At 72.3% G+C, this 16450-nt stretch carries 16 protein-coding genes; 12 read left to right on the plus strand and 4 right to left on the minus strand.

The window, feature by feature from the left end; genetic code table 11:
* Positions 1 to 147 precede the first annotated feature (147 nt).
* The 7 genes from EV685_RS16765 to fae all read left to right on the plus strand — a co-directional run bounded on the left by EV685_RS16765 (position 148) and on the right by fae (position 7146).
* Complete coding sequence (locus EV685_RS16765) at positions 148 to 1242, plus strand: beta-ribofuranosylaminobenzene 5'-phosphate synthase family protein (protein WP_130483180.1); 1095 nt, start codon at positions 148 to 150, stop codon at positions 1240 to 1242.
* A 34-nt stretch (positions 1243 to 1276) separates the two neighbouring features.
* Positions 1277 to 2188, plus strand: coding sequence for an NAD(P)-dependent methylenetetrahydromethanopterin dehydrogenase (locus EV685_RS16770; protein WP_130483181.1), 912 nt, complete (start codon positions 1277 to 1279; stop codon positions 2186 to 2188).
* The gene (locus tag EV685_RS16775) at positions 2185 to 3525 is read left to right on the plus strand and encodes an ATP-grasp domain-containing protein (protein ID WP_130483182.1); all 1341 of its coding nucleotides are present in this window, start codon (positions 2185 to 2187) and stop codon (positions 3523 to 3525) included. The genes EV685_RS16770 and EV685_RS16775 overlap by 4 nt, the downstream gene beginning before the upstream one ends.
* Positions 3522 to 4568 carry a methenyltetrahydromethanopterin cyclohydrolase gene (gene mch / locus EV685_RS16780; protein ID WP_130483183.1) on the plus strand — a complete coding sequence of 349 codons (1047 nt, stop codon included), beginning with the start codon at positions 3522 to 3524 and terminating at the stop codon, positions 4566 to 4568. Before EV685_RS16775 ends, mch begins: the two co-directional genes overlap by 4 nt.
* Before the next feature lie 12 nt (positions 4569 to 4580).
* Positions 4581 to 5567 (plus strand): ATP-grasp domain-containing protein, encoded by a 987-nt coding sequence (locus tag EV685_RS16785; RefSeq protein ID WP_130483184.1) that lies wholly within the window; start codon positions 4581 to 4583, stop codon positions 5565 to 5567.
* 58 nt (positions 5568 to 5625) lie between these two features.
* Complete coding sequence (locus tag EV685_RS16790; protein WP_242615634.1) at positions 5626 to 6495, plus strand: triphosphoribosyl-dephospho-CoA synthase; 870 nt, start codon at positions 5626 to 5628, stop codon at positions 6493 to 6495.
* Between the two features lie 141 nt (positions 6496 to 6636).
* Complete coding sequence (gene fae, locus EV685_RS16795; protein WP_130483186.1) at positions 6637 to 7146, plus strand: formaldehyde-activating enzyme; 510 nt, start codon at positions 6637 to 6639, stop codon at positions 7144 to 7146.
* A 213-nt stretch (positions 7147 to 7359) separates the two neighbouring features.
* On the opposite strand, the gene EV685_RS16800 is transcribed toward fae, so the two are convergent.
* Complete coding sequence (locus EV685_RS16800; RefSeq protein WP_130483187.1) at positions 7360 to 7851, minus strand: dihydroneopterin aldolase; 492 nt, start codon at positions 7849 to 7851, stop codon at positions 7360 to 7362.
* Between the two features lie 269 nt (positions 7852 to 8120).
* On the opposite strand from EV685_RS16800, the gene EV685_RS16805 reads away from it, so the two are divergent.
* The 5 genes from EV685_RS16805 to EV685_RS16825 are packed head-to-tail and all read left to right on the plus strand — an operon-like array spanning position 8121 to position 13635.
* Positions 8121 to 10196: a sigma-54-dependent Fis family transcriptional regulator gene (locus tag EV685_RS16805; protein WP_130483188.1), complete on the plus strand. Its 2076-nt coding sequence runs from the start codon at positions 8121 to 8123 to the stop codon at positions 10194 to 10196.
* Positions 10129 to 10824 carry a flavoprotein gene (locus tag EV685_RS16810; RefSeq protein WP_130483189.1) on the plus strand — a complete coding sequence of 232 codons (696 nt, stop codon included), beginning with the start codon at positions 10129 to 10131 and terminating at the stop codon, positions 10822 to 10824. Before EV685_RS16805 ends, EV685_RS16810 begins: the two co-directional genes overlap by 68 nt.
* Entirely contained in the window at positions 10803 to 12263 is a 1461-nt protein-coding gene (locus tag EV685_RS16815; protein WP_130483190.1) for a DUF6513 domain-containing protein, read from the plus strand. Before EV685_RS16810 ends, EV685_RS16815 begins: the two co-directional genes overlap by 22 nt.
* Positions 12260 to 12886: a DUF447 domain-containing protein gene (locus EV685_RS16820; RefSeq protein ID WP_130483191.1), complete on the plus strand. Its 627-nt coding sequence runs from the start codon at positions 12260 to 12262 to the stop codon at positions 12884 to 12886. Before EV685_RS16815 ends, EV685_RS16820 begins: the two co-directional genes overlap by 4 nt.
* Positions 12883 to 13635 carry a (5-formylfuran-3-yl)methyl phosphate synthase gene (locus tag EV685_RS16825; RefSeq protein ID WP_130483192.1) on the plus strand — a complete coding sequence of 251 codons (753 nt, stop codon included), beginning with the start codon at positions 12883 to 12885 and terminating at the stop codon, positions 13633 to 13635. Before EV685_RS16820 ends, EV685_RS16825 begins: the two co-directional genes overlap by 4 nt.
* Before the next feature lie 13 nt (positions 13636 to 13648).
* On the opposite strand, the gene EV685_RS16830 is transcribed toward EV685_RS16825, so the two are convergent.
* Genes EV685_RS16830 through EV685_RS16840 form a run of 3 tightly spaced genes read right to left on the minus strand, consistent with a single transcriptional unit; the run spans position 13649 to position 16447 of the window.
* Positions 13649 to 14257 carry an amino acid kinase family protein gene (locus tag EV685_RS16830; protein WP_130483193.1) on the minus strand — a complete coding sequence of 203 codons (609 nt, stop codon included), beginning with the start codon at positions 14255 to 14257 and terminating at the stop codon, positions 13649 to 13651.
* Positions 14257 to 15462, minus strand: a complete 1206-nt coding sequence (locus EV685_RS16835) for a hydantoinase/oxoprolinase family protein (RefSeq protein ID WP_130483194.1) — start codon at positions 15460 to 15462, stop codon at positions 14257 to 14259. The genes EV685_RS16830 and EV685_RS16835 overlap by 1 nt, the downstream gene beginning before the upstream one ends.
* Positions 15455 to 16447, minus strand: coding sequence for an ATP-grasp domain-containing protein (locus EV685_RS16840; protein WP_130483195.1), 993 nt, complete (start codon positions 16445 to 16447; stop codon positions 15455 to 15457). The genes EV685_RS16835 and EV685_RS16840 overlap by 8 nt, the downstream gene beginning before the upstream one ends.
* Positions 16448 to 16450 lie beyond the last annotated feature (3 nt).

A 16450-nucleotide genomic window follows, 5' to 3' on the forward strand; every position in this document is an offset into this window, starting at 1 on the left:
GTCAGGGGCGATGATGGGCCCGCCCGGCGTGACAGTGTGTGCCGCAGCCGCATCAAGCCGCCCGTCAGGCTGGGCCCGCAGCCTGTGTCCGAGGCCTGTTCTGCGGGTAAACCACATGTGGAATATCGCTTGCTAACTGGCTCCACGATGCCAAGCAGTCTCCCCAACCATCCAGACCTCATGACCGGCGTGCGCACCGTCGAGGTGGAAGCGCCTGCGCGCCTGCACCTGGGCTTCCTCGATCCTGCCGGCACGCTCGGTCGGCCCTTCGGCAGCCTGGGCCTGACGGTCGATGCGCCGCAGACGCGGCTGAGCCTGCGGGCCTCCAGCCGTGCTGATGCGGGCCCTGTCAGTGCCGACCCGGGCGTGCCCGCCGCCGAGGTCGAGAGGGCCGCGCGTCACCTGTTGACGATGCAGCAGCGCACCGGCCTGGCCGACAAGGCCCTGCACCTGAGGCTGCACGAGACCTTGCCGGCGCACGCCGGGCTGGGCTCGGGCACCCAGCTGGCGCTGGCGGTGGGCCGGGCCTTTTGTGGCTGGCATGGCCTGGACCTGCCCACGGCGACGCTGGCGGCCTGGCTGGGCCGCGGTCTGCGGTCGGGCGTCGGCATCGCCGGCTTCGATGCCGGCGGGCTGCTGCTGGACGGTGGACCGCTGGCCCATGGCGCGCCCGCGCCGCTGCTGGCGCGCATCGAGGTGCCGGCCGACTGGCGTGTGCTGGTCGTGACCGATCCGGCCACACGCGGCCTGTCGGGCGATGCCGAAAGGGCCGCGCTGGCGCAGTTGCCGCCGCTGTCGCGCGAGCAGGCCGCCGCGATCTGCCACGAGACCCTGATGCGCCTGTTGCCGGGCTGTGCCGGCGCCGGCTTCGCGGTCGCCGCCGCCGGCTTGAGCGCCATCCAGGACGTGCTGGGCCAGCATTTCGCGCCGGCCCAGGACGGCGAGCCCTACACCAGCCCGGCGGTTGGCCGCCTGATGCGCTGGCTGCGGCAGGCCGCTGCCACCGGCGCCGGTCCGGACGAGCAGGGTGCGGGCATCGGCCAGAGCTCCTGGGGCCCGACCGGCTTTGCCTTGCTGCCATCGGCCGCGCGGGCCCAGGCGCTGATGGGCGCCGCGCAGGCCGCCGGTGTCGTCGCACCCGGCCTTCAGTGGCGCGTCGCGACGCCCTTGAACCGGGGCGCCCGGCTGAGCGATCGCATCGCTGCTGCGCAACCCGGTGATGCGGCGCGCTGCCTGGCCTGAACCTTCTTCCCACGACTTCCGAGCAGGCACCGCCATGGAACGCCCCTACGTCCTCCACATGTTCACGCCGGGCTCGCAGATGAGCCCCTTCGACATCAACATGGCCGCCGACGCCGGCTGGCAGGTCATCACGCCTTATTGCGGCGTGGCGCTGGCGGGCATCCGGGGGCTGACGCAGGACGCCATCTTTTCGCGCAGCCCCAAGGGCCTGGCGCGCACCGGCATCTTCATTGGCGGGCGCGACGCCCTGCTGGCCGCCGACATGCTGGACGCGGCGCGGGCCGCGCTGGTCGGCCCGTTCGCGGTCTCGCTCATGGCCGACCCCAGCGGCGCCTACACAACCGCCGCCGCGATGGTGGCGTGTGTCGAGCAGGGCCTGCAGCGCCAAGGCCTGGTCGACGGCTTGGCCGGCCGGCGCGTGGTGGTGCTGGGCGGCACCGGGCCAGTCGGGCGCATCGCCGGCGTGCTTGCGGCCACGGCAGGGGCTTCGGTGGCGCTGTCCAGCCGCAACGGCATCGACGCGGCCGACGAGGCCGCACAGGACACCGCCAAGCGCTTTGGCGTGACGCTTGAAGGCATCAGCGGTGGCGACCGGGCCGCCGTGCGGTCCTCGATCGCCGACGCCGACGTGATCCTGGCCTGCGCCGCCGCTGGCGTGCAGGTGGTGTCGGCCGAGGACCTGGCGCTGGCCCGTGCGCTGCGCGTGGCCGCCGACGTCAACGCGGTGCCGCCGGCCGGTGTCGCCGGGGTCGACGTGATGGCCAGCCACGCGCCGATCGCCGGCCATGTGGCCACCGGCATCGGCGCGCTCGCGATCGGCAACGTCAAGTACCAGACCCAGCAGCAACTGATGCGGCGCATGCACGAGGCCGGCAGCCCGCAGGTGCTGGGCCATGCCCAGGCCTTCGAGACGGCGCGGGCCCATCTCGCGTCCGTCCAGGGATGACGGCCCCCGCGTCCGGCCTGCTGGTGGTCGCCGGCCTGTCGGTGCGTGCGCTGGCGCAGGCGGCCCGGCGCGACGGCTACGACGTCATCGGCCTGGACCTGTTCGGCGATGCCGACACCCGCAGCGCCTGCCGCCACTGGTTGCCGCTGGCGCTGGCCGAGGGCACGGCGCCGGGCGTCTGGCAGGTTGACGCAGCCAGCCTGCGCGCGGCCTGGCAACAGGCCTGTCGCTGGGCCGCCGCACAAGGTCTCGGCGCGCCGCTGGGCCTGTGGCTGGCCAGCGGCTTTGCCCGCGAAGGTGCCGAGCTGGGCGACCTGCCGCTGCTGGGCACCGCCGCGTCCGACATCGCGGTGCTGCGCGACCCGGCCCGCTTCTTCGGCGCCCTGAAGGCGCTGGGCGTTGAACACCCGCCGGTCTCGTTGCGGCCGGTGACGGCGCCCGGCTGGCTGCGCAAGGACCTGGCGGCCTGCGGCGGCGCGCATGTGATGCCGGCCGAACAGGCGGGTGTCGACGCCAAACCGGCCGCTGCCTCGGTCTACTGGCAGCAGCGGCTGCTGGGCGAGTCGATGTCCTTGACGCTGATCGGCTGCGCGAGCGACCACGCCGAGGACGGCGGCCACGCGGCCCTGCTCGGACTCAACCGCCTGCTGACCCATGCCGACGCGGTCGACCGCCGCAGCGGCGCTGCCCATGCCCACGGCCACGGCGGCGTGATCGGCCCGCTGCCCTGGGTCGGCGGCCAACAGGCCCCGTTGCAGGCGCTGGCTGACCGGCTGGTGCGACGGTTCCGGTTGCGCGGCCTGGTCGGGATCGACCTGCTGCTGGTGGCCGGCCGCTGGCAGGTGCTCGAGGTCAACCCACGTCCGACCGCCAGCCTGGTGCTCTACGGCGCACTGCAGGCCGACCTGGCCGGCGGCACCTGGGACGGACCGGGCGCCGGCCTGGTCCGGGCGCACCTGCAGGCCGTGCGCGACGACCGCTCGCCCGACGCCCGCATGCTGGCCGACTGGCGCGGCAGCAACAGCCTTCGCCTGCGTGGCTGCGAGCTGGTGCGTAGCCCGCGCAGCGGCACCTTGAGCGCCGCTGGCGTCGCCCGCCTGCAGGCCCAGGCCGCGACACTCGGCCTACATGACCTGCCCGCCTTGCCGCAAGATCTGCAGGCCGGTGCGCCTGTCTGCAGCGTGCAGGTCGTGGCAGCCTCGGCCCAGGCCGACGTGGCGCTGGTGCGGCGTCTGCTCGAACGCCGCGTCGCCGCCGCGCAGGCCCTGCTGTTTGACGCGCCCGAGCCGACCCGCCCATCCGAATCCCCCGAATCCTCGACCGAGATCGCCGCATGACGAGCCCCGCCACCCCTCCGAACGCCAGCCCGCTGGCCGGCTCGCCGCTGTCGGTCAACCGGCTGGCCGCGCCCATCGTGCGTGAGCTGATCGAGCGGGCCGACGCGTTGGGCGTCGCCGTCAGCCGCAGCGCCGATGGGGTCTGCCTGGTCGACGCCGGCATCGCGGTGCCCGGCAGCGTCGAGGCCGGCTTGCGCATCGCCGAGATCTGCCTGGGCGGGCTCGGCCGAGTCACGCAACGCCTCGCGCCGCAGGCCGGCTGGCCGCACTGGCTGGACGTCGCCAGCGCCCAGCCGGTGCTGGCCTGCCTGGGCAGCCAGTACGCCGGCTGGAGCCTGGCCGCGAGCGCCGAGGAAACCGGCGCGAAGAAGTTCTTCGCGCTCGGCTCCGGCCCGGCCCGGGCGCTCGCGCGGCGGGAGCCGCTGTACGCCGAGCTGGGCTATGTCGATGGCGGTGACCTGGGCGTGATCGTGCTGGAGGTCGACCGCGTGCCGCCGCCGGTGGTGCTGGCCAAGGTACTGCGCGACTGCCACCTGCCGCCCGAGGGCCTGACGGTGATCCTGACGCCCACGCGCAGCCTCGCCGGACTGACCCAGGTGGTGGCCCGGGTGCTGGAGGTGGCGCTGCACAAGGCCCATGCGCTGCACTTTGAGCTGGCCCACATCGTCGACGGCAGTGCCAGCGCGCCACTGCCCGCGCCGGTCACCGACGGCGTCGCCGCGATGGGGCGCAGCAACGACGCCATCCTCTATGGCGGTCAGGTGCGCCTGGCCGTGCGGGGTTCGGTCGACGCCGCCTGCGCGCTGGCCCGCCAGCTGCCCGCGCTCAACTCGCCCGACCATGGCAAGCCCTTTGCCGAGCTGTTCAAGGCCGCCGGCCACGACTTCTACAAGATCGATCCGATGCTGTTTGCGCCGGCCGAGGTCTGGGTCAGCCACCTCGACAGCGGCCTGACCTTCCACGCCGGCCGCACCGACCTGTCGCTGCTGCTGCCGGACTGGTTGCAAGAGGCGACCTCTGGCGCTGCGGTCGTGCCGGCCTGAGGGGCTCACGCGATGAGCCTGCCCGAGCCGCGTCGCCTGCGCGTCGCGATCATGAGCGACGAGATCGGCTGGCACACGCGCCAGCTGCAACGCGCCTTGCGCGCACGCGGGGGGATCGGCCGCTGCATCGACCTGGCCGACTGCGAGGTCGACACCTCGACCGGCCCGCATGGCCTGTTGCTGCCAGGTTTCGGCCGGACCCTGCCCGACGCGGTGATCGTGCGCGGCATCGCCGCCGGCAGCTTCGAGCAGGTCACCCAGCGACTGGGCGTGCTGCATGCGCTGCAGGCGTTGGGCGTGCCGGTCTGGAACGAGGCGCGTGCGATCGAACGCAGCGTCGACAAGGGCATGACCAGCCTGCTGCTGCACGCCGCTGGCATCGCCACGCCGCCGACCTGGGCCACCGAGTCGATGGCGCGGGCCCGCCGCGTGCTCGTGCGCGAGGCGGCGTCCGGCCATGCGGTCGTGCGCAAGCCGCTGTTCGGCTCGCAGGGCAAGGGCCTGATGCTGGTTGGCGCGACGCCCGATGGCTGGGTCGACCTGCCCGAGGCGCCGAACGGCCACCACTACCTGCAGCGCTTCCTGCCGCCGCTGGCCCAGCCGGGTCATGACTGGCGGGTGCTGGTGATCGGCGGGCGCGCCGTGGCCGCGATGCGGCGCGTCAGCGCGCACTGGGTCCACAACGTCGCCCAGGGCGCACGCTGCGAGGCCGCCGCGCTGACGCCCGAACTGGGCTGCATTGCCGAGGCCGCCAGCGCCGCGCTGGGCCTGGACTACGCGGGCGTGGACGTCATGCCCAGCGCCGGTCCGCAGCCGCTGCAGGTGCTGGAGGTCAATGGCGTCGCCGCCTGGCGCGGCCTGCAGCAGGTCACGTCCTTCAACATCGCCCAGGCGCTGGTCGATGACCTGGTCGACCGCAAGATGGCCGGCCTGGCGCCCTGGCGGCCGAGCGAACGCGAAGCCGCTCACCTGCAGGTCGTGCCGACCCGGCGGGCCTGAGGGCGTGCACCCCCAAACGCCCAAGGACACACCCGAGGACACGCCCGTGGATGCCGCCGTGCCCGACCCCACCCCCGGCCGCGCCTTCCTGCGCGCCTGCGCCTGGGACGTTGCCGTCCGCAAGCCCGGCAACGTCAGCCGGGCCTCGGACGGCCATGGCATGCAGGCGCAGACCTTTCTGGACAGCGCGGCCGCGTCGGTCGACGGACTCTGCATGCCCGGCGCGCGGGTGGGGGCGCGCATCGAGTCGGCCACAGCCGCGAGCTGGGCCCGGGTGGGCTGCAACACCAACCTCGGGATCGTGCTGCTGTGTGCGCCGATCGCCGCAGCGGCCGAACGGGTCGATGCGCCCAGCGACTGGCGAGGGGCCGTTGTCGAGGTGATCAGGCACCTCGACGTGGCCGACGCAGAGGCGGCCTTTCGCGCCATCGTGCAGGCCAATCCGGGCGGTCTCGGTGATGCGGCTGAGCAGGACGTGCGCAGCGCGCCGAGCCTGAGCTTGCGGGCCGCCATGACGCTGGCCGCCGACCGCGACCGCATCGCCCGCCAGTACCGCGATGGCCTGGCCGAGCTGTTCGACCGGGGCCTGCCCGCGCTGGCCGGTGCGATCGGCCCGCTGGCCCCGGGCGATGAGGCCTGGGCGGTGCCCGAGGATGCCGTGTCCACCGCGGCGGTCCAGCGGCTCTACCTGGGCTGGTTGGCCAGCGATCTCGATTCACACATTGTTCGCAAGCACGGCGAGGCGGTGGCACACAGTGTCCTCAACGACGGCAGGGTCTGGCTGCGTCGCGCCGAGGCCGGCGAGCCGCTCGATGCCGATCCGGCCTGGGCTGCTTGGGACCACACGCTGAAGTCGCGCCGGATCAACCCCGGCACCAGCGCCGACCTCACCGTGGCCACGCTGATGTTGGCCTTGCTGGGCGCCTGATCGCCCTTGCCGCGTCCGGCATCGGGACCGTCCCCAGGTGACACCCGATGTGGCACGGAACGTGATTAGGTAGAGGCTGGGGACGCCGTCCAGGGGGCGGGCCGTCACACCACAGAACCTTCAATTGGAGACGGAAACATCATGGCAAAGATCGATCGCATGCTGGTGGGTGAGTCGCTCGTCGGCGACGGCAACGAGGTGGCCCACATCGACCTCATCATCGGCCCGCGCGGCAGTGCCGCTGAGACTGCCTTCGCGAACTGCCTGACCAACAACAAGGACGGCTTCACCTCGCTGCTGGCGGTGGTGGCGCCCAACCTGCTGTGCAAGCCCGCGACCGTGATGTTCAACAAGGTCACCATCAAGGGTGCCAAGCAGGCCGTGCAGATGTTCGGCCCGGCCCAGCGCGGCGTGGCCATGGCCGTGGCCGACTCGGTCGAGGACGGCACCATCCCGGCCGATGAAGCCGACAACGTCTTCATCTCGGTGGGCGTGTTCATCCACTGGGCCGCTGAAGACGACCGCAAGATCCAGGACTACAACTACGCCGCGACCAAGGAAGCCCTGGCACGCGCCGTGGCCAACTCGCCGACCGCTGCGGAAGTTGTCGCTCGCAAGGGCAGCGCCTCGCACCCGTTCGCCGCCCATTGAGGTGGCGACAGAGGCGGCCCGTGTGGCTGCCTCTGGCCTGGGCATCGGCTGGCTCAAAGGCTGAGCCAGCGACAGAACCCTTCGACGAATCGGGCCGGCCAGACCGGCCCGAAGTCGTTTGTTCAGCGGCGTTTTTAGCGGCGCTTCAGGGAGGTCGATCTCAGCGGGCCGCCCCGCTGTCGGGTGAGTGGCCCGCTGTCGTGTCAGTGACGGTCAGTGACCTTGTGGCACCGTGCCCGCGCCGATCCAGCGCAGCACCTGGGCGCCCGTCTGCGTGCCGGCGCTGGCCGTGCCCTGTGGACGGCTGGTGTGGCGGCGCCGCTCGATCATCACGCCCACCGCCTGCACGTTGTCGAACTTGCGCGGCTTGACCACCTTGACGCGCACCCAGGCCGCGCCGAAGTCGACCAGCAGCATCTGCGCGATGCGTTCGGCCAGCGCTTCGAGCAGGGTCACGCCGTGGTCCAGCATCAAGGCATCGAGGCGGTCGCGGACCACGCCGTAGTCGATGGTGTCGACGATCTGGTCGCTGTCGCAGGCATCGGCATGAGGCACGCCGGCATGCACGTCGATCACCAGCGGCTGGGTGCGGTGGAACTCCGAGGGATGGATGCCGATGACGGTCTCGCCGGTGTAGCCCTCGATGAAGATCAGGTCGAGCGCATCGGTGCCGGTGTCGGCGGTCGGTGAAGGGTGGGTCGTCATGGACGGGGCGGCTTGCAGCAAGGGAAGGTCTCCTCGGGATCGCGGTCGGCGTGTGTTCGATGTGTCACCAGGGCGCGGCCATGCAGCAACCATGCCCGCGAACGCTGCGGTCAAGGTGTCGTGCCGGTTTCGTCAGGCTCGGGACAAACACCGCTTCCTTTCCCGGGGTGACGGGAAAAAATCCCGATCCTGTCTTGATGGCGGTTCGATCCGGACCGCCTGGGAAGACCCTGCATCAACGCGGCCATCCAGGGCCGCAGGAGTCCCCGATGGCCATCACCGTTCTCAACACTGGCCGACACGCCGAGCGTGTCTTTGACGTCGTTCGCAGCGGCTTCGGCGAGGAGAACAACGACGTCGTCGCACGGTCCTGGCGGCGTTGCCTTGACGAGTACCTGCTGCATCCGGACCGCCCGCGCGAGCTGCGGGCGCTGGAAGCCCCGGCGCTGCACGAGCGGCTCGGTCGCATGGCCACCCTGGTCGACTGCGCCCGCCACGAAATGGCCACGCTGTTCCAGCAGCTCGCGGACCAGGAGGCGGCAGTCGTGTTGACCGACACCGACGGCGTCATCCTGCACATGGTCGCCTCGCCGGAGTTCGCCGAAGAGGTCGCGCCGCTGGGCCTGCGCCCGGGCGTGTTCTGGAGCGAGACCGAGGCCGGCACCAATGGCATGGGCACCTGCCTGGCGGCGGCCGCGCCGGTCGCGGTGCGACGCGAGGACCACTTCTACACCCAGTACACCGGCCTGACCTGCTCGGCCGTGCCGGTCTACAACCCCGCTGGCGAAATGGCCGCGGTGCTCGACGTCTCCAGCCGCTCCTCGCTGATGCAGCAGCACCTGCTGGTGCTGCTGGGCATGACGGCCCGCATGATCGAGAACCGCCTGATCGACCAGTGCTTCCGCCATGCCCACCCGGTCCACTTCCACAGCCGGCCGGAGTTCGTCTACACGCTGCATGAAGGCCGGCTGGCGGTCTCCGATGACGGCCACATCCTGGCGGCCAACCGCAGCGCGCTGTTCCAGCTCGGCCTGCAGTCGGTGGCCGACATCCGCTCGCGCCGCATCGAGGACATCTTCCAGACCTCGCAGGAAGACCTGCTGCATCGCAGCACGCTGTCGTCCTTCCACCCGGTCGTGACCTACCGTGCCCACGCCTCGCACCGCTTCTTTGCGGTCATGCGGCGCCCGGCGGTGGAGGCCAGTGCGCTGCAGGTCGGCGCGCTCGCCGGCCAGGCCGCCATGCCCGGCCGTGTCTTGACGCCCACCCGCACGCCGCTGCCGCGTCCGCTGACCCAGCCGGCCGCGCCGGTCGGGCCGACCCTGACCGATCCGACGCTGGCCCGTCAGCTCGACGTCGCCCGGCGCGTCATCGCCCGCCAGACGCCGGTGCTGCTGTGCGGCGAGACGGGTTCGGGCAAGGAGGTCTTTGCCCGTGCCGTGCACGAGGGCAGCCCGCGCAGCAGCGGGGCCTTTGTGGCCGTCAACTGCGCCAGCCTGCCCGAGAGCCTGATCGAGTCCGAGCTGTTCGGCTATCGGGCCGGCGCCTTCACCGGCGCACAGCGCAATGGCCGGCGCGGCAAGATCCTGCAGGCCGACGGCGGCACGCTCTTCCTCGACGAGATCGGCGACATGCCGCTCGAACTGCAGGCCCGGCTGCTGCGCGTGCTGGAAGAGCGGCAGGTCACGCCGCTGGGCTCCGAGGAGACCGTCTCGGTCGACTTCCAGCTGCTCAGTGCCAGCCACCGCAACCTGATGGAGCTGGTCGAGGCCGGCCGCTTCCGCGAAGACCTGTACTACCGCCTCGCCGGTGTCGAAGTGCGCCTGCCCGCCTTGCGCGAGCGCAGCGACCGCGCCGAGCTGATCCGCAGCCTGCTGCAGGCCGAAGGCGGCGGCGATGCCCGCCTGTCCAGCGAGGCCGATCACCTGTTGATGGCCTATGCCTGGCCCGGCAACGTGCGCCAGCTGCGCCACGCGCTGCGCTCGGCCTGCGCGCTGGCCGACGGCGCGCCGGTGCGCCTGGAGCACCTGCCGCTGGCGCTGCAACGCGCCTCGATCGAGGCGGGCAGTCCGATGGTCACCTTGCCGATGGCCGACGCGCCACGCGACCTGCCCGTCGATGAGCCGGCATCGAACTTGCCTGTCTCGCCCATCGACGAGGCCGCCGACGACGAGGCGGTCCAGAAGCTCAACCCGATCCAAGCCAACGAGCGGCAAATGCTGCTCAAGATGCTCGAACAGCACCGCTGGAACGTCAGCAGCGTGGCCAAGGCCTTCGATGTCAGCCGCAACACCCTGTACCGACGACTGCACAAGTTGCACATCCGGCTCTCCCACCCCGAGTGAGCCCACGCCCGTCTCGCCCCCTGCAGCCCGCCTGCCGGGCGATGACGACGACGGGTCCACGCTGGGCCCGGTCCGGTCCCGTTTCGCCTGGTGCCTGACCGGCTCGGGCCACGGCCTGCATGAATCGCTCGAACTCGCGGCCCGCCTGCCGCAGGTCGACCTGTTCCTGTCGGCCGCTGGCGAGGAGGTGCTGGGCATCTACGAGATCACCCTCGAATCGCTGCGCCAGCGCTTTCGCGTGCTGCGTGACAAGACCGCCAGTTCGGTGCCGGTCGGGCGGCTCTACACCGACGTGTATCACACGGTGATCGTCGCGCCGGCCACCAGCAACACGGTGGCCAAGTGCGCCTACGGCTTCAGCGACACGCTGCCGACCAACATGTTTGCGCAGGCCGGCAAGCTGGGCATCCCGGGCATCGTGTTCGCGTGCGACACCGAGCCGGTGGTCGTCACGCAGGCACCGCATGGCTGGGTGACGCTGCGACCGCGCCGCATCGAGCTGGACAACGTCGAGCGTCTGCGCGCCATCGACCACGCCCGCGTCGTCGCCTCGGTCGACGAGCTGGAACAGGCGCTGACGCTGCGCCTGCATGAACTGTCGCTGTCGTGGATCACCTCGTCTTCCTGACCGGCCGTCTGGCCGAACCGGCGCTGCGGCGCGTGCTCGGCGACATGGCCGAGGGCGGCGCGCTGCCCTTCAGCTGGGAGGTCCGCGAGATCGGCGTGCAGGTCGCTGCGCTGATGACGCCCACGCTGATCCAGCGACGTGTGCCGCGCCCGCTGGCTGCCACCAAGCTCATCGTGCCGGGCCGTTGCCGGGGCGACCTGAGCGAACTGAGCGCCCACTACGGCCTGCCGGTCGAGCGCGGCCCGGAGGAGCTCAAGGACCTGCCGCAGCACTTCAAGCTGGCCGCCCGTGCGGTCGACCTGAGCCGCTGGCGCACCCGCATCTTTGCGGAGATCGTCGACGCGCCGCAGCTGACCGTCGAGGCCACGCTCGCACGCGCTGCCGCCTTGCGGGCCGAGGGCGCCGACGTCATCGACCTGGGCTGCCTGCCGGGCACGGCCTACCCGCAGCTCGACGACAGCGTGCGCGCCTTGAAGGACGCCGGTTTCCAGGTCAGCGTGGACTCGCTCCAGCCCGAAGAACTGCTACGCGGCGGCCGGGCCGGCGCCGACTACCTGCTGAGCCTGCCGCCGTCCCTGCTGTGGATCGCCGACGAGGTGCCGTCCACCCCGGTGCTGATCGGCCGCGAGCCGGCCGACGAGGAAGGCCTGGCCAGCAGCATCGAGGCCTTGCAGCGCCGCGGCCGGGCCTTCCTGGCCGACGCCATCCTCGACCCGATTCCCTTCGGCCTGACCCGCTCCATCGTGCGCTACCAGCGCCTGCGCGACCGCTTTCCCGAGGCGCCCATCCTGATGGGCGTGGGCAACCTGACCGAGCTGACCGAGGCCGACACCAGCGGCATCCACGCGCTGCTGCTGGGCATCTGCGCCGAGCTGGATGTGGCCGCCATCCTGACCACGCAAGTCAGCGCCCACGCCCGCCGCGCCGTGCGCGAGGCCGACGTCGCCCGGCGTGTCATGCATGTGGCTCAGACCCTGCGCACCTTGCCCAAGGGCCTGGGCGATGCGCTGCTGACGACCCATTCCAAGCAGCCCTGGCCCGACACGCCCGACGAGATCGCCGCCACCGCCGTCCAGGTGCGCGATCCGAACTTCCGCATCCAGGTCTCCGAACGCGGCCTGCACGTCTACAACCGCGACGGCCTGCGCCTGGCTCAGGACCCGTACACGCTGTGGCCGCAGCTGGGCCTGCAGGGCGATGCCGGCCATGCGTTCTACATGGGCGTCGAACTGGCCCGCGCGCAGATCGCCTGGCAGCTCGGCAAGCGCTATGTGCAGGACCAGCCGCTGCGCTGGGGCGTGGCGGCCGACACGCCTGACGATGTTTCCGGGCTGACCCAGGACAACGCCGCCGCCTGCGGACCCGCTCAGGCCGTGTCTGCCGCTGCGGCGACCGGCTCGCCCGCATCGACACCCTCAAGACCCGCGACATCGCCATGAGCCCCAGCCCCGCCAACGACGTCATCTACGAGGTCGTGCTGACCACCCGCTCGGCGCTGGGTGCGCTGCACATCGCGCCGATGGGCGTGCGCTACCGCCGCGAGGCGGGCGTCGACCAGGTCGTCGTCATGCCCTTCAAGCCCTCGACCACGCTGGACAACATCCGCGCCCGACGTGGCGCGGTGCTCAACGTCGTCACCGACACGCGGGTCTTCGCCGGCTGCGTCACCGGCCGGCGCGACTGGGCTTGCGAGCCTGTGCCCGCCAACGACGGCCTGCGCCTGGCCTGCGGTCTGCGCCATCTGGCGCTCGAACTGGTCGATGACCATGACGACGTTCAGCGACCGGTGCTGACGCTGCGCGTGACCGAGCAGGTCGAGCACGCGCCCTTCCTCGGCTTCAACCGCGCCCAGGCGGCCGTCATCGAAGGGGCGGTGCTGATCAGCCGGCTGAAGCTGCTGCCGCTCGCGCGCATCGAGCGGGAACTGGCGCCGCTGCAGGTCGCCATCGACAAGACCGCCAGCGCCTGTGAACACGAGGCCTGGGGCTGGTTGCTGGAGGCCGTCGAGCGCCATCGGCAGACCTTGACGCCGACCGAGGCTGCTGCGCCGGAGGGCCGATGAACACGGGGCTTGCGGCCATCGACCCGCTGCCGCTGGCCACCCGCCTGCATGCGCTGGTCAGCGTGCGCGACGTCGCCGAGGCCCTGCAGGCGGCGGCGGCCGGCGTCGACACCATCGACCTGAAGGACCCGTCCGACGGCGCCCTCGGCGGCTTGCCGCTGCCGGTGATCGCGGCCATCGTCGCGGCCTTGCGGGGCTGGGCGGGCGACATGTCTGTCAATGCCATCTCCATCAGCGCGACGGTCGGCGACTGGCCGGCAGCGGCCCGCGCGGCGATCCTGCGCCGGGTTGACCGTGTCGCGGCCTGCGGCGTCGACCAGGTCAAGGTCGGCACATCGATGCACGACGTCGATGCCGCCGTCGCGCTGATCGACGCGCTGGCCGCGCATGCGAGGTCCACCGGCATCGCGATCGTTCCGGTCCTGATCGCCGACGACGGCATCGCATCGGCCTGCATCGCGGCGGTGCGGCGCGGCGGCTTTGCGGCCGTGATGCTCGACACCGCCGACAAGCGCGGTGGCTCGTTGCTGCAGCGCCGCCCGGCGGCCGAACTGGCGGCGTGGGTCGAGGCCTTGCGCGGCCCCGGCATGCGGGTCGGCCTGGCCGGCGCGCTGATGCCGGCCGACATCCCCGCCTTGCGTGCCCTGTCGCCCGACTACGCCGGCTTCCGCTCGGCGGTCTGTGCCGGCGATCGGCGGCTGGGGCTGGATGCGGGCAGGCTGGCGGCCTTGCTGGTCGCGCTGGGGTGAAGGAGACCGGCGTTCAGCCGTGATCCGCGCCCGCCGTGCGCTGCCCGAACAGCAGCAGTTCGCGCAGGCCTTCGCCCTGGTCGCGGCTGAGGATGTCGATGGGCAGGCCGGCCTGGCGGGCCAGAGGGCCGAAGCCGTCGTCGAGCACGGCGGCCTGGACCAGCTGGTCGACATCGAGGCTGGCGTCGATGGTGCAGCTCTTGACCAGCACCAGGCGTTCGGCGTTCAGGCGCCGCGCCAGGGCCAGCGCGATGCTGTCGGAGGTGTGCCGCCAGTTGGTCAGCGGATCGGGCTGGTGGCGCAGCAGCTCCAGCGGCTGCCACAGGGCGACGCCGCCACGGCGCAAGGTCGGGGTGATGTCGGCCTCGCGGCTGACCAGGCGCAGGGCCGGGTTCAGGCTGTTGAGCAGGTAGGCGTTCTGGACCATGGTCAGCACCGCCATGTTGTGGGCGCTGAGGTCGTCGGTGTCCCAGCGTTCCTGCAGCTGGCGGACCTCATCGGCCAGCGTGCCACCGCCGCAGACCAGCGCGATGCGGCCACCGCCGAGCTGGCCCAGCAGCGTCAACCAGGCGGGCAGCAGCGGGTCGCCGCACAGGCTGCCCCCGATCTTGACCACCCACATCAGCGGCCTCCCACGCAGGTGCGCTGGTCCCACAGCGCAGCCACCGCGACGCAGGGCGCGCAGACCCGCGCCCAGGCCGCATGGGCGTCGTGCGCGCGCGGTGCGGCGGTGATGTCGATCAGCCCGTGGCTGCCTTCCGGATCGGCCGGGCAGGCGATGTCGCGGCCGTAGTCGAGCAGGCGTGGCGGGGCGCCCGGACGCTGCGCCAGATCACGCAGACGCGTCAGCACGTCGGGCAAGAGGAAGGCGCCACAACCGGCGGCCACCACGACCATGGCCGCCAGGTCCAGGTTGTGCGCACGACCGACCCGCAGGGCCTGGCCGGCGATCTCGCGCACCTGGGCCTCGCGCCAGGCCAGGGCGAGGTCCAGCCAGTCGGCGTCGCTGCCGTCGCGCACGTCGCAGCCGATCATGCGGGCCAGGCGGGCGCGGCTGGCCGGCACCGTCTTGGCGGCGCCGTCGGCGCTGGGCTGCTGGTCGTGCGCAGGGTCGAGTTCGCCGGTCAGCCGGTAGACGTCGGCGGTGGTGGCGAAGAACTCGTGCATCACGTTGAGGGTCTGGCCCTGGAAGGTGATGCGCGGGGCCAGCGCGCACAGCGGCGTGCGGACGACACCGTGGTAGACCAGCTCACCGGTCGCCAGCCGGTCGCGGTCGCTCAGGCTGCGGCCCTGGGGCCGGCCATCGGCCAGCGCGATGAGGTCGGTGGTGGTGCTGCCGATGTCGACCAGCAGGCCTTCGGCCTCGCGGCCCCAGCCGCGTCGCAAGGCCTGAGCCGCATGCCAGGCCGTGGCGCGCCAGTTGGCCGAGGCGATGCGCGGCCAGTGCAAGGCGGCCTCGTGCGCGGCGACCCAGTGCGCACCGTCGCCCCCGTCGTCCCCGTCATCCCCGTTGTCCCAGCCCCGCGCGTACAGCGCCACCGGGCCGGGCAGGGCGGCCGCCAGACGGGCGGCGATGCGCTGCACGCCGTCGGCCCGGTCGGCATAGAGGTCGACCATCTCGCCGGTCATCGTCACGGCATGGTGCGCGGCCAGGCCGTCGCCCCAGCGTTGGATGGCCAGGTCCAGCACGCGGTCGAGGTGGTGTTCGCCCTGCCAGAGCGGGCAGGGCCACTGGGCGACGTCCTCCAGCGCGCCATCGGACCAGCGGCAGGCCTTGACGTGGGCGCCGCCAATGTCCCAGCCGAAGACGTGACGCCGATCAACCATGGGTGTTCTCCGTTGACTGACCCATCCTCAGACCCAGAACCTCGTCCGCCAGCGAGCGCCCCAGCCAGTGCGACAGGCCGATGTAGGCGCAGGAGGTGCGCGCGTTCAGCTCGATCGCCACCGGACCGGCCTGCGGGTGCCAGACCAGGTCCAGCCCGACCAGTCCGCGCAGCCCTGGCGCGGCCCTGTGCAACTGCTCGACCAGGGCCAGCAAGGCGGGCCAGCGCGCATCGCCGTCGCCCGGCCGGGCGACGGCCGTGACGCCGTCGAAGCGCACCTCGCCGGCGTCATCGACCACGATGTGCTGGCGGTTCAGGCTGAGCGCTTCCAGTTGCTCGGCATGGCCCAGCAGCGTCAGGCTCAGCGGCTCGCCGTCGATCCACGGTTGCAGCGTGACCGGACCGCTGCGCCCGGCGGCATCGGCCTGCGCGGCCACCAGGTCCTTGTGGCGGCGGGTGTCGGTCGCGCCAGCGCCGTCGTCCGGCTTGACGACCCAGTGGCTCACCGAGCGAGCCAGTGCCGGATCGAAGGGCGTGCGGGCACCGGCTTCGGCCAGGGCGGCGAGCGTGCGGGTCTTGCTGGCGCTCAAGCGCAGCGTGCGGGCGTCGCTGCCCAGCCAGCGGGCCGGGCCGACCCGTTCGAGGCAGGCCTGCATCAGGCCGTCGGTCTCGGGCGCGATCGCCCAGACGTGGTCGTGCGATCTGGCCAGCCGCGCCAGGGCGTCCAGCGCCGATTCGCCGGCTCGCGGCCGCACGGTCTGGCGGCGCGCCGGTCCGTCCGGCTCGGTGGCGTCTGCCCGCGCGTCGATCACGGTGACGGCGGCCACCCGATCGGCCGGCAGGGCCAGCAGGTCGGCGGCGACAGCCTCGCGCATCGCCGCGCCCATGGGCCACAACTCGGCCTCGGTGGCGGCCGGCGCCCAGCCGTGCAGGCCACCGGCGGTGACGTGTTCGTGAACCAGAATCCGGGCGGCGCGACGGCTCATCCT

Source organism: Sphaerotilus mobilis, assembly GCF_004216565.1.
GTDB classification, from domain to species: domain Bacteria; phylum Pseudomonadota; class Gammaproteobacteria; order Burkholderiales; family Burkholderiaceae_C; genus Sphaerotilus; species Sphaerotilus mobilis.

Excerpts from the sequence above, each read along its gene's own strand:
- EV685_RS16765 (WP_130483180.1), top strand. The coding sequence starts at position 148 with ATGCCAAGCAGTCTCCCCAACCATCCAGACCTCATGACCGGCGTGCGC.
- EV685_RS16770 (WP_130483181.1), top strand. The coding sequence starts at position 1,277 with ATGGAACGCCCCTACGTCCTCCACATGTTCACGCCGGGCTCGCAGATG.
- EV685_RS16775 (WP_130483182.1), top strand. The coding sequence starts at position 2,185 with ATGACGGCCCCCGCGTCCGGCCTGCTGGTGGTCGCCGGCCTGTCGGTG.
- mch (WP_130483183.1), top strand. The coding sequence starts at position 3,522 with ATGACGAGCCCCGCCACCCCTCCGAACGCCAGCCCGCTGGCCGGCTCG.
- EV685_RS16785 (WP_130483184.1), top strand. The coding sequence starts at position 4,581 with ATGAGCCTGCCCGAGCCGCGTCGCCTGCGCGTCGCGATCATGAGCGAC.
- fae (WP_130483186.1), top strand. The coding sequence starts at position 6,637 with ATGGCAAAGATCGATCGCATGCTGGTGGGTGAGTCGCTCGTCGGCGAC.
- EV685_RS16800 (WP_130483187.1), bottom strand. The coding sequence starts at position 7,851 with ATGACGACCCACCCTTCACCGACCGCCGACACCGGCACCGATGCGCTC.
- EV685_RS16805 (WP_130483188.1), top strand. The coding sequence starts at position 8,121 with ATGGCCATCACCGTTCTCAACACTGGCCGACACGCCGAGCGTGTCTTT.
- EV685_RS16810 (WP_130483189.1), top strand. The coding sequence starts at position 10,129 with ATGTCAGCCGCAACACCCTGTACCGACGACTGCACAAGTTGCACATCC.
- EV685_RS16820 (WP_130483191.1), top strand. The coding sequence starts at position 12,260 with ATGAGCCCCAGCCCCGCCAACGACGTCATCTACGAGGTCGTGCTGACC.
- EV685_RS16825 (WP_130483192.1), top strand. The coding sequence starts at position 12,883 with ATGAACACGGGGCTTGCGGCCATCGACCCGCTGCCGCTGGCCACCCGC.
- EV685_RS16830 (WP_130483193.1), bottom strand. The coding sequence starts at position 14,257 with ATGTGGGTGGTCAAGATCGGGGGCAGCCTGTGCGGCGACCCGCTGCTG.
- EV685_RS16835 (WP_130483194.1), bottom strand. The coding sequence starts at position 15,462 with ATGGTTGATCGGCGTCACGTCTTCGGCTGGGACATTGGCGGCGCCCAC.
- EV685_RS16840 (WP_130483195.1), bottom strand. The coding sequence starts at position 16,447 with ATGAGCCGTCGCGCCGCCCGGATTCTGGTTCACGAACACGTCACCGCC.